The 12,092-nt window shown below is 57.9% G+C and carries 10 protein-coding genes; 6 read left to right on the forward strand and 4 right to left on the reverse strand.

The window, feature by feature from the left end; all coding sequences use genetic code 11:
• Nucleotides 1-161: 161 nt before the first annotated feature.
• Nucleotides 162-2,183 carry a hydantoinase/oxoprolinase family protein gene (locus AO692_RS06130; protein ID WP_054309464.1) on the reverse strand — a complete coding sequence of 674 codons (2,022 nt, stop codon included), beginning with the start codon at nucleotides 2,181-2,183 and terminating at the stop codon, nucleotides 162-164.
• A 474-nt stretch (nucleotides 2,184-2,657) separates the two neighbouring features.
• Here AO692_RS06130 and AO692_RS06140 point away from each other — a divergent pair, with 474 nt between their 5' ends.
• Nucleotides 2,658-3,713 (forward strand): DUF262 domain-containing protein, encoded by a 1,056-nt coding sequence (locus tag AO692_RS06140; protein WP_054309137.1) that lies wholly within the window; start codon nucleotides 2,658-2,660, stop codon nucleotides 3,711-3,713.
• Nucleotides 3,714-3,790: 77 nt separating this feature from the next.
• Nucleotides 3,791-4,681, forward strand: coding sequence for a hypothetical protein (locus AO692_RS32175; protein ID WP_161808045.1), 891 nt, complete (start codon nucleotides 3,791-3,793; stop codon nucleotides 4,679-4,681).
• Here AO692_RS32175 and AO692_RS06145 read toward each other — a convergent pair.
• The gene (locus AO692_RS06145; RefSeq protein WP_054309138.1) at nucleotides 4,668-6,359 is read right to left on the reverse strand and encodes an N-6 DNA methylase; all 1,692 of its coding nucleotides are present in this window, start codon (nucleotides 6,357-6,359) and stop codon (nucleotides 4,668-4,670) included. The two genes, AO692_RS32175 and AO692_RS06145, sit on opposite strands and share 14 nt — an antisense overlap.
• 30 nt (nucleotides 6,360-6,389) lie before the next feature.
• Nucleotides 6,390-8,198, reverse strand: a complete 1,809-nt coding sequence (gene lepA, locus AO692_RS06150) for a translation elongation factor 4 (RefSeq protein ID WP_054309139.1) — start codon at nucleotides 8,196-8,198, stop codon at nucleotides 6,390-6,392.
• Between the two features lie 147 nt (nucleotides 8,199-8,345).
• On the opposite strand from lepA, the gene AO692_RS06155 reads away from it, so the two are divergent.
• The 4 genes from AO692_RS06155 to msrA all read left to right on the forward strand — a co-directional run bounded on the left by AO692_RS06155 (nucleotide 8,346) and on the right by msrA (nucleotide 11,559).
• Complete coding sequence (locus AO692_RS06155; protein ID WP_054309140.1) at nucleotides 8,346-9,395, forward strand: TadE/TadG family type IV pilus assembly protein; 1,050 nt, start codon at nucleotides 8,346-8,348, stop codon at nucleotides 9,393-9,395.
• A gap of 169 nt (nucleotides 9,396-9,564) precedes the next feature.
• A complete protein-coding gene (locus tag AO692_RS06160) occupies nucleotides 9,565-10,272 on the forward strand; it encodes a DUF1223 domain-containing protein (RefSeq protein ID WP_054309465.1) in 708 nt (235 codons plus the stop codon).
• Between the two features lie 115 nt (nucleotides 10,273-10,387).
• On the forward strand, nucleotides 10,388-10,696 hold the full coding sequence (locus AO692_RS06165; RefSeq protein ID WP_054309141.1) for a hypothetical protein: 309 nt from the start codon (nucleotides 10,388-10,390) through the stop codon (nucleotides 10,694-10,696).
• Nucleotides 10,697-10,818: 122 nt separating this feature from the next.
• Nucleotides 10,819-11,559: a peptide-methionine (S)-S-oxide reductase MsrA gene (gene msrA / locus AO692_RS06170; protein WP_054309142.1), complete on the forward strand. Its 741-nt coding sequence runs from the start codon at nucleotides 10,819-10,821 to the stop codon at nucleotides 11,557-11,559.
• A gap of 75 nt (nucleotides 11,560-11,634) precedes the next feature.
• Here msrA and AO692_RS06175 read toward each other — a convergent pair whose 3' ends face one another.
• Nucleotides 11,635-11,898 (reverse strand): PepSY domain-containing protein, encoded by a 264-nt coding sequence (locus AO692_RS06175; RefSeq protein ID WP_054309143.1) that lies wholly within the window; start codon nucleotides 11,896-11,898, stop codon nucleotides 11,635-11,637.
• Nucleotides 11,899-12,092 lie beyond the last annotated feature (194 nt).

The raw sequence follows: 12,092 nt of genomic DNA on the forward strand, positions 1-12,092 counted from the left end.
GCAGGACGGCTCGGCATGTTCGGCCGCCCCGCCCGCAGACCCGGTGCGTTTGTATCGCCAGCGTTCCGGAATGGATCCCCGACACTCTCCGGAACATCGCAGAACGAGCTTCTACAGACCGTTCTAGTCAGTCTTACGCGATTGCCGGCCCGGTGGCGCCCCTAAGCAGCGATACGCGGCCGGCCGGCGGCGGTGGCCACGACATGCGCCTCGATGAACATGCGCTGGCCCTCGACCACGGAAGCGCGGATATCCCGCGCGACGTCGATCTCGGCGGCATCGGTTCCCGCCTCGCCGGCGCGCAGGGCGACGAGCTTGCGCACATCGGCTTCCGCCTTGGCCATCGCGTCTTCCTCATTGATGAAGTCGCGCACGCCTTCTCCGGACGAGACACGGAACAGGCCCTCCTTCGGCTGGCTGACGCGCGCTTCTGCCGTCACGCGCACCTGGCCGACCACGGCGCCGAGCGCATTGGCGACATCGGTATCGACCGGCACCACGCACTCATTGCCGACCAGCGGGGCAAGTGCCGCATAATGCAGCGGGGCCGAGGCGCCGAGGCCGATCACCGGGCGATCAAGCGCCACAGTCAGCCTTGCGATGCCGGGATGCGCGTCGACCGCGCGCTGCACCAGTGCATGCGCCACGGTGGCGGCACCATCCAGCCCGTCCTCCGCGAAGGCGGTCTCCAGGATGACTTCCGCCGAAACCCTGGTCAGCGCCACCAGCACCCGCTCCGAGATCTCCTCGGGCGAGGCGGCGATCGCCTGGCCGCGCCCGTCCTTGCGGCGAGCCAAGAGCTCGGCGCCGAGGCGGGCGGCACGAGCATCCCAATTGGCCTGCTTGCCCAGCGTGTGCGCCGCATCCGAGGGCGTGAAGCCGACGACATGCACCAGTCCGCGCGCCACGAGCCGGTTCAGCGTCGCATTCTGTGCATTGGAGGTGAGCAATCGGTCGATCGGCAACGGCACGCCGCCGATCGCCTCGTAGAGTTTCGCCTCGGGCGCGGTCAGCCCCGCCGCCAGCCGCTCCGGTACGCCGGTGCGCACGGCAAAGCGTCCGTCCATGCGGCCGGGGTTCGGCGCGCGCAACTGCCGCTCCAGTTCAGCCATCACCGCCTCGCCATGGGCAAGGCCGGCCAGCGCCAACGGCACGACGCGGCGGGGGCCAAGCAGGATCTTCGGCGAAAGCCCGCCCTCTTCCAGCGTCACTTCCGAATCGCCACCGAGGCCAAAAGTGCGCATGGCGACGGCTTCAACCATGGTGCGGAAGCCGCCGACGGTTGCGCCTTCCGGGTCGAGGCGCGGGCGGCCCTTGTCGAGCACGGCCACATCCGTCGTGGTGCCGCCGATGTCGGAGACGACGGCGTCGTCCAGTCCGGTCATATGGCGGGCGCCGACCAGCGAAGCGGCAGGCCCGGAAAGAATGGTCTCGATCGGCCGCTGACGCGCGAAAGCGGCCGACACGAGTGCGCCGTCGCCGCGCACCACCATCAAGGGGGCAGCGATGCCGCGCTCGATCAGAAACCCTTCCGTCGCCGCGACCAGCCGGTCGATCATGGCGATCAGCCGCGCATTGAGCAAAGTGGTCAGCGCTCGGCGCGGCCCGCCGAGCTTCGACGACAATTCATGGCTGGAGGTGACCGGCAGGCCGGTTACTTCGCGGATCAGCTCGCGCGCGGCGAGCTCATGGGCGGGATTGCGGGTGGCGAAATAGGCGCAGACCGCGAAGCCCGAAACGGAACGGCCAAGCTCCGGCAGCGCCGCTTCCAGCTCGGAAAGGTCGAGGGCCGCCGCATTGCCGTGCACGTCATGCCCGCCGGGGCAGAAAAACACCGGATCGGTGCCGAGCGCCGTCTTCAAACCATCGCGCTCGAGATCGGCCTGGCCGAAGCCGATCATGATCAGGGCCACGCGCCCGCCCTGCCCTTCCACCAGAGCATTGGTGGCGAGCGTCGTCGACATCGAGACAAGCTTGATCGAGGCGGGATTGGCGCCGGTCTGTTCCAGCACCTGCCCGACTGCTCCGGAAATGCCGACGGCAAGGTCATGCCGCGTGGTCAGCGACTTCGCCTTGGCGACTACGGTGCCTTTGTCACCCGTGTCCGACCATAGGACCGCATCGGTATAGGTGCCGCCGGTATCGATACCAAGGAAAAGCGGAGCGGAGGAGGAAACAGTCACGGCGAGACCCAAGCAAGACAGTCGTTGCCCGGGCTTTAGACCATGACAGCCTGTCGCGAAAGACGGATGGGCTGGGCCAGAGACTGGCTTGAGACCCGCAGGCGCCTAGGCTGGACCGCGTTTCTGCTGAGCGGCTTCCTCAAGTTCCTGGCTGAGCGGCTTGATGGAAGGATCGAGTGGTTCGGCAGCAGTCTCGGGCGCGGCAGTCCTGATCGGAGCCGGCGGCACTGGCCGACCGGACGCGCAGGCACATAACAGAAGGAGCGGAATCAGGGTGAAAAGTCGAACCATGGCGTGCCATTATAGCCTGAGCAGAAAAGAGCAATCTAATCACCTGTATCGTGAGGTTCAGAGAGCTTGAAGCTCAGGCCTCTTTTAACAAAATTGAACCCATTGAGCTCCCCACCAATATCAAACGCTAGACAACCACCCAGCGGCGAGCAATAAGTACTTGAAAGAGGATGAGGTTAAAAATTGGAACGCAGAGTATCCACTCAAGACCTAACGTGGTTCTTGGACTTAAACCGCATAGAACAGCTCAATCTTGACCCTCCGTATCAACGAAGAAGCGTATGGACACCCAACGATCGACGCTTCTTCTTAGACACAATCTTTAGAAACTACCCATCCCCGGCAATTTTTTTGCACAAAGACATAGCAGAGAATGGCGCGACAACGTATCATGTCGTAGATGGAAAGCAGAGACTTCAAACAATACTATTGTTCGTTAATAATAAAATTCGGATCGCGCAGAATTTTGGTGACGAGCGACTTAATAATAAACGATGGAAAGACCTTGAGAAACAAAATGATTTAAAGCACAGCTTTTGGAATTACCAGATAACCGTCGAGGTTATTGACATCAGAGGCGGAGAGCTGGTCAATGCGGTCTTCGATCGCCTAAATAGAAACTCAAGAAAGCTGATGCCTCAAGAGCTTCGTCATGCGAAGTATGATGGATGGTTTATAACGGCAGTCGAGACAGAGACTGAGGCCGATCTCTGGAGAAACATCGGATTAACGAGCCGTGCTCGATCGAAGAGAATGACTGATGTACAATTCATGTCAGAACTCTTTGGTATCATTCTCCGAAAAGAGATCCATGGTTTCGATCACGAGTATATTGAAAATCTTTATGCAGACTATGATGACATCGATGACAATGCGGCATTCTCCGAAGAAGATTTCCTTACGGAATTCAATCGAGTAAAGGACACAATCGCCAAGATTGAAGCTAAAAATAAATCGATAAGCAATTGGGCCAAAGGGTTTGGAAATCTATACAGTATTTGGGGCGCGGTATCCCTAATACAGAACCTTCCAGATATAGACACTTTGTCAGTTCGATTTGACGAATTTATGAAACGAGTCGACGAGCTCGGGAAGCTACAGCCAGGAGCAAAAATCCCCGAAGGCAACGCCTATCAAATCGCCGCAAAGTATCGGGAAGCCTCCAGGGGTGCGAGCACCGAGGGCCCACAAAGGACCGCTCGCCATGAAGCTCTCAGGATTGCTCTATTACAACAATGAAAGTCCAAGCATCAGTCCGGCACTTATACGACGAGCAACTAGCCCTCAACACGCCTTTGTCCACATACGTGGACCAGATGATGCTCGGCATTAAGAACACACGCTGGCACTATGAAAGCCGCGTTAAAGCAATTGAGAGCTTTGCCGTCAAATTGGAAAGCGGTCGCGTACGCGATCCTCGATCACTCGAAGATTTCTTAGCGTGCACACTGGTTGTGCCAACAAAGGCTGACATTGACAAAGCGATTTCCGCAGTGCGCTCTAAATTTACCATCAGATATCGCAGGCCCCCAAAAGACGGACAGACACACAAATCTGCTGATGCTTTCCCGTTTGATGATGTACGCCTCTATTGCATCGCAAAAGCAGACAAAACAGCACCACCCAGGGCGTTTGACAACATCATCTTTGAGATACAAATTAAAACATTCTTGCAACACGCTTGGGGCATAGCAACTCACGATTTTACATACAAAACCGACAAAGTTTCTTGGGGAAAAGATCGTATCGTCGCTCACCTAAAAGCTGCGATCGAACACGTTGAATTGTCCCTTCACGAAGCCGCTACGCTATCAGCAAGCTCAATTGTTGCGCTCACGAATAGAGAATCTACCGCACTGTCTGAGACGATCGATGTTTTGAAAAAATATTGGGACCGCTCTGATTTGCCAGAAAATCTAAAAAGCACCGCAAGAACAATTACAGAGATAAACTCGATTCTAAAGTATGATATAAGAAAACTAGACGATATAATATCCGCCTTTAAAACTCACTCCAAAGGAATGCCTTTGAACTTATCACCTTACAGCGCGATAATTTCCGCTATACTCCATTCAGACGCGACTTACTTTGATGCCAGCCTCTCGGCTGGACCCGAAAATTTTACAGTTTTTATTACTCCGGAGATCGCGCTCCCTCCAGGCTTTCCTAGCCCAAAGGCCGCAAGAAAGCTAATTAAGTTAGCGTAGCCGCAATGGTTTTCTCATAGGCAATCTCAATTGCAGAATTCAAGTCGTCAACCGAAGCAATAGCCTCGATAAGTATTTTGGGATTCGGCAACGGAAGAAACCTCAGCAACTTTGTACTGACAGTCGCCGTTCCAGAGATCCTTCTATACATTCTATCGACGGCATCACTGTTCAACAGACTCATCAAGATGCCCAACGAGAGAGATGATGTCCCCGGAACCGACTCTTCGATAATAATTGTATGATTCTCGCCAACAAATCCGCCATATTTATCAATAATTTCATTAGAAACGCGCCCGACTATGAGCCTTCGCAATTGATGCTTATTCGTTGTGCGCTGAATCATCAGCGCCGCTCTACGAACAACGCCTGGGCTCGTCGGAGATATTTTTACGAAGTGAAAATCTCCTTCAGCTCCGGATGTTTTTTTGCGTTTTGCAAGACTGATATCGACATCAGCCTTGATATTCTCTGCCCAAATAAGTGGAAATTCACCTTCCTCAGGAATTTTTCCGCTTACAAGCTTTTCTTTGTTTCTGTTCCAAACGAAATACCCAGTCCGTACAATATACCCATAGTCTGATAGAGTATAAAATCGCCTGTCAAAAAAAGATGTGTTCGACAGAAATCTCGATTTTTTCTCAAAGGGTAAAATCCAAACACCGTCAGAATCAGAAGGTATCTCAATTTCTCCCACCAAATTTGACTCCCCATTTTCTGCAATTAAATGAACGCTAGGCAAAATTTCCCTTTTATCTTCTTTTCTTTTTTTCTTCCTAAGAAACAAGATGCAGGTGTCTTGTACCACATCCAAAAAGGTGTCCGATCTCTTTTGAATGAAGTCGACGCTTATTATGTCAGCTTCACCTCTGATAAATTGTCGAAGCTTCTTAAAGTACGGACCTCCGAGAAAACTGGTTGGAATTAACAGAGACACCAACCCTCCAGGCTTCGCTATCTTAATAGAAAGATAAACAAAAAGGGAATATGAGTTAACGTGACCGTCCGTAATAACGTCACTCCAGTATTTTATTCTTGAATCTTTAGACCTATACACCCGACCATAGGGTGGATTACTGACAACCGCATCAAACTTAGATTCCAGTTGATCCACCTGGGTAAGAGAATTCACTCTCCTTATGACGCCGGAAAGTACTGTTTCCTTCGTAACCCCCAAGGCATCCCCAATCAAGGCTGCAGAAAGAGATGCCAAGCCAGGCTCAATTTCCAACCCAACAAGTGTATTCAAGCTTTTTATAATACTATCTCTATCAGACCCGAATTTATCTACTATCTTTTTTGCTACAGGGACCAGGAACGCAGCTCCACCACAAGCTGGATCTATTACATATTGCTTACCTACATCGAGCCCTAGATCCACCAATTTCTCAACAATGTACTGCGATATTTCAGGAGGTGTAAAATAGGCAGAGAGACGCTGTCGGCGTTTCGCCGGCATCAGCTGGGCATACAACGCTCCAACTATATAATGGCGTTCCTCTTGAGATGAATCCCTTAGGTATTCAATAGATGTCGCGGACATCCATGCTGGATACCGCCCCAAAAGGATATCCTCGCAGATCGTAAGGCGACGTTGAGAGGGGCCGTCTTCGAACCGCTGAATATCGGCTGCAAACTGCCTCGCGAATGTATGAAGCGCGAGCCTCGCCTGGCGCATTTTTGCACTTTCTGTTTCGCCGACGCGACGCTAGTTGTCACCCATCTTCAGCGCCTCGATGAACGCCGCCTGCGGGATGTCGACCTTGCCGAACTGGCGCATGCGCTTCTTGCCTTCCTTCTGCTTGTCCAGCAGCTTGCGCTTGCGGGTGACGTCGCCGCCGTAGCACTTGGCGGTCACGTCCTTGCGCAGGGCGGAAATCGTCTCGCGCGCGATCACCTTGCCGCCGATGGCAGCCTGGATCGGGATCTTGAACATGTGCTGCGGGATCAGCTCCTTCAGCTTCTCGCACATGGCGCGGCCGCGCTTTTCGGCCGCCGTGCGGTGCACCAGCATGGAGAGCGCGTCGACCGGCTCTTCATTAACCAGGATCGACATCTTGACGAGGTCGCCTTCCTTGTAGTCGGTCAGGTGATAGTCGAAGGAGGCATAACCCTTGGAGATCGACTTCAGCCGGTCGTAGAAGTCGAACACCACTTCATTGAGCGGCAGTTCGTAGACCAGCATGGCGCGCTTGCCGACATAGGACAGGTCGATCTGGATGCCGCGCCGGTCCTGGCACAGCTTCAGGATGCCGCCGAGATAATCGTCCGGCGTCAGGATGGTAGCGCGGATCCAGGGCTCCTCGATGTGGTCGATCTTGACCACGTCGGGCATGTCGGCCGGGTTGTGCAGTTCCTTCACCGTACCGTCGGTCAGCGCCAGGCGGTAGACGACGGAAGGGGCAGTGGCGATGAGATCGAGGTCGAACTCGCGCTCCAGCCGCTCCTGGATGATCTCCAGATGCAGAAGGCCGAGGAAGCCGCAGCGGAAACCGAAGCCGAGCGCCGCCGAGGTTTCCATTTCATAGGAGAAGGACGCGTCGTTGAGGCGCAGCTTGCCGACGGCGGCGCGCAGATCCTCGAAATCGGCCGCATCGACCGGGAACAGGCCGCAGAACACCACCGGCTGCGCCGGCTTGAAGCCCGGCAGCGCTTCCGCGGTCGGGCGGCGGTCCTCGGTGATGGTGTCACCGACGCGGGTGTCGGCCACTTCCTTGATCGAAGCGGTGATGAAGCCGAATTCGCCGGGGCCGATCTCGTCGGCCTGGATCATCTTGGGTGTGAAGAAGCCGGTGCGCTCGACTGGGTATTTGGCGCCGGTGCCCATCATGCGGATGGTCTGGCCCCTCTTGAGCACGCCGTCGATGACGCGCACCAGCACGATGACGCCGAGATAGGCATCGTACCAGCTATCGACCAGCATGGCCTTCAGCGGCTTGGCGGCATCGCCCTCGCGCGGCGGCGGCAGCTTGGTGACGATCGCTTCCAGCACCTCCTCGATGCCGATGCCGGTCTTGGCCGAAATCAGCACGGCCTCGGAGGCGTCGAGGCCGATCACCTCCTCGACCTGTTCCTTGATGCGGTCCGGCTCGGCCGCAGGCAGGTCGATCTTGTTCAGCACCACGACGATCTCGTGGTTGGCGTCGATGGCCTGGTAGACATTGGCCAGCGTCTGCGCCTCGACGCCCTGCGAAGCGTCGACCACCAGCAGCGAACCCTCGCAGGCGCGCAGCGAACGCGACACTTCATAGGCGAAGTCGACATGGCCCGGCGTGTCGATGAGGTTCAGCACATAGTCCTGGCCGTCCTTGGCCTTGTAGTTCAGGCGCACGGTCTGCGCCTTGATGGTGATGCCGCGCTCGCGCTCGATGTCCATGTTGTCGAGCACCTGCTCGGTCATCTCGCGCGCCTCCAGCGCGCCGGTCATCTGGATGAGGCGGTCGGCCAATGTCGACTTGCCGTGGTCGATATGGGCCACGATCGAAAAATTGCGGATGTTGGAAATGGGCGTGCTCATGGCGCGGCCTTTATCAGGGGCGGAATGCTCCGGCAAGCGGCGGGATCGCTGGGGTTGCGCACAGCCGTTAAATCTTTAGCGGTTGTGTTAGCCGGGCGTTGGAAAGGCGCATGTTATCAGCGGCGCATCGTCACCCGGGATACCCCCATGCGAAAGCTCTGCCTGAAGTTCCTGACCTCCAAGGAAGCCTCGCTCGTGCCGGCTTTCGCGCTGTCGGCGCTGCCGCTGCTTGCCGTGCTCGGCATCTCGGTGGATTACACATCCGGCATCAACTCGAAGAACGAGATGCAGAACGCACTGGATGCGGCAACCCTTGCCATCACCACGCTGCCGACCGACACCACCCTGGCCAAGCGGCAGGAAGCGCTGCAGGCCTTCTATACGGCCAACAAGGGCGACGGCACGGCGACGCTGACCAGTTTCACGGTCGATACCGACGGCACGGCACATGCCAAGTCCGCGGCAAGCTACAGCATGCCGACCGACTTCCTGCGGCTCGCCACCATCACCAACGTGTCGATTACCGCGACCTCCGCCGTGACCAAGACGCCGGCGCTGATCAAGGCGACGTTCAAGGTCGACAAGGCCTCGGGCTGGTGGGACAAGAAGATGACGTTGTTCGGCATACCGTTCGAATCCAAGACCACGCAGGAATTGATGCGGATCACCTATACCTACAACAAGGGCGGTGACTCCAAAGGCTACGGCACCACGACCGTGTCGGTACCCAATATCAATGGCGTCTACCAGGATGTGCAGACGCAAACCTGCGTCACCAAGAACAAATCCGACTACGGTCGCAAGAATCCGATTCCCGCCGACGCCATCATCAACGGCGAGAAGGTGACGACCTGCTCCATCACGCTGGATACGACCGGAGGCAAGGGCGCGGCCATCGATGTAACCAAGATGGACGTCCTCTACCTGCAGATGGACGTGCCATCGGGAAGCCCCAAGGTGCTGAAGTCCAACGACCCGGCAACCTCCAACCGTCTCTATATCGATGGCGTCGAGGTCGCGACCGGCAAGACGATCGACATCTTCCGCGTGGTGCCCTGCGGGCAGAGCAGCTCGCAAGCGTGGGAAGACGGCGGCAACGCGGTGCCGGCGCCCGTTTCCAATGCGGACTTCTTCTACACAGTCACCGGACAATGCGCCTTTTCACAGCGGCCATCGGAAACGGTCTTGACCCAATAATTCCTGCCCGACCTCAAGTTTACTCTCGTCTGCTCGACCCGCCCGGACCTGTCCGCGGCGGGTTCTTTTTTGCGCGCGAGATCACGAAGCGGTGATCGGCGTAACGAGAGGCCGCATCGCCGCGAATGTCCGAATGAAGCCGGCGGGCGGCAGCGAAACGGAGCAGGCGATGCGCGAGAAACGCGGCAATCTGGTTGGGGCGGCGAAAGGCATGGTGGCGGGCGCCTTGCTCATGGCCGGCACATTCGCGGCAGCGGCCCAGCCGCTCACGGTGGTCGAACTCTTCACCAGCCAGGGCTGCTCGTCCTGTCCGCCGGCCAATGCCAATCTGATCAAGCTGAGAGACAGGCCCGGCGTGCTGGCGCTGTCCTTCGCCGTCACCTACTGGGACTATCTCGGCTGGAAGGATACGTTCGGCCGGCAGGAATTCACCGAACGCCAGGTGACTTATGAGCCGGCGCTCGGCCGCAGCGGTCCGTTCACGCCACAGATGGTGGTCAACGGGCGCGCGGACACGGTCGGCAACCAGCTTTCCGACATCGAAACGCTGATCGGCAAGGACACGCCGCCTGCCGGGCCGAGCCTGTCGCTGGCCGATGGCAAGGCCACCATCGGCGCCGGCACGGCACCGGCCAACGGCGCCGACATCTGGCTGGTGCATTACCGGCCAGGCGTGGTCGACGTACCGGTGGGTCGCGGCGAAAACAGCGGCCACACATTGCCGCACGCCAATGTCGTGCATGCGCTGACCCGTCTCGGCACATGGTCCGGCGAAGCGGCGACGCTATCCCTTCCGAAGGCCGGCGACGGCCTTGCCACTGCCGTCCTGGTGCAGACGCCGCATGGCGGACCGATCCTGGCCGCGGCCGTCGAATAGGCGACCGCGCCAACCCTCATTCGGCCGGTCCCGGCCCGAAGCATTGCGAAGGCGCTTCAGCGGCTGCGCATAACCGGCGCCGTCAGATGCGCCACCAACCTCGAAGGAGAACACCATGACCCGTCTTGCCCAGATCAGCCTTCCCGCCCTTGCCCTGGCTTTCGCCGCAACCGCTTTTGTCGCCGGCAGCGCACGCGCCGAAGATGCCATGAAACCTGCCGACAAGATGGCCACCGAAAAGATGGCTGCGGACTGCAAGGAGAAGGCGGCCATGGAAAAGGACACCATGAAGAAGGACGAGGCCATGAAGGCCTGCGACGACATGGGGGCGATGAAGACGGACGGAGCCATGAAGTCCGACAACGCCATGAAGCCCGCGGATGCGATGAAACCTGCGGACGCGATGAAACCGAAGAAGCAGTGACTGTGACCCGACCCTCTCCTCCACGGAGAGGGACCCTTCACACAGCATCGTGAAAGCCATTTCGCCCGGGCCATCGTATAGTGCGAACCGTTGCCCGGCCCTTGGATAGAGGAGCCTTACGCATGATCCGACGCAAATCCAAAGCGGCAAAGCCATGGAAGGCTTTCGGCCTGTCCGCGCTGGCAGGCCTCGCGCTGACTGCCACGGCACTGACCTTCCTGCAGGCGCCCACACGCGCTGCCGAGGAAGCCGTGAAGATCCCGCCGCCCACCGTCGACGAAAAGCCGGCATCAGGCTTGCAGAAAGCCGTGTTTGCCGGCGGTTGCTTCTGGGGCGTGCAAGGCGTGTTCCAGCACGTCAAAGGCGTGACGAAAGCCGTTTCCGGCTATGCCGGCGGGGCGGCCGACACGGCCGAGTACGAGCGCGTCGGCTCGGGTAACACCGGCCATGCCGAATCCGTCGAGATCACCTACGACCCGTCAAAGGTGAGCTACGGAAAGCTGCTGCAGGTCTATTTCTCGGTGGCGCACAATCCCACCCAGCTCAACTACCAGGGGCCGGATTACGGCACGCAGTACCGATCCACGGTGTTCGCCGCCGATGCCGGGCAGAAGAAGATCGCCGAGGATTACATCACCCAGCTCGACACGACGAAGGCGTTTCCCGAGAAGATCGTGACGACGCTGGAGACCGGCAAGGCGTTCTATCCCGCCGAGGACTATCATCAGGACTTCCTCGAGCGGAACCCGACCTATCCCTACATCGTCTACAACGACCTGCCGAAGATCGAGAATTTGAAGACGATGTTTCCGGACCTCTATGCGGACAAGCCTGTCCTGGTCATGGCGAGCCCGAAGAGCTGACCGCCGGCCCAGCCAAAGAAAACCGCGCCGCTTTTCTCCGGCACGGTTTTCTTTTGAGCTATCGGAACGAGCCCCTTATTGCAGGTTCATCGGCGTAGCCGTGACCGGATCGTATTTGATTTCGACCTTGGCGGCGTCCTTGGTGAAATAGGTGACTTCGTAACCCTTGTTGTCCCAGTCGACCTCGTCGATGAAGGCGAAGTCCGGCCGCTGCTCGACCTTGGCGATAATCTCCGACAGTTTCTTGGCGTTGGGCGGCGGCACGTCCCTGGCCTGCGCGCCCGCCGGCGCTGCTGCGGCGATCATGGCAATGGCCGCGAAAACAGTGATGGCACGCATGTATTCCCTCCGAAATCTGGCGCGCGATGCGCGTTTGCCCGACTGCCCTTTGCATAACTCATCGCATTGACGATCGTTCCGCAAGCCGCCAGCGCATGAACGTCCCCGAGGCAATTGGCTCCCGTCCTAGCCGCATGGCCAGTGATGGCGAGATATGTCAGCAGGTGCCTTGATTTCGGGTTGCGGGAACCGAC

Origin of the sequence: Mesorhizobium sp. 1M-11 (genome assembly GCF_001303895.1) — a bacterium.
Classification (GTDB): Bacteria; Pseudomonadota; Alphaproteobacteria; order Rhizobiales; family Rhizobiaceae; genus Mesorhizobium.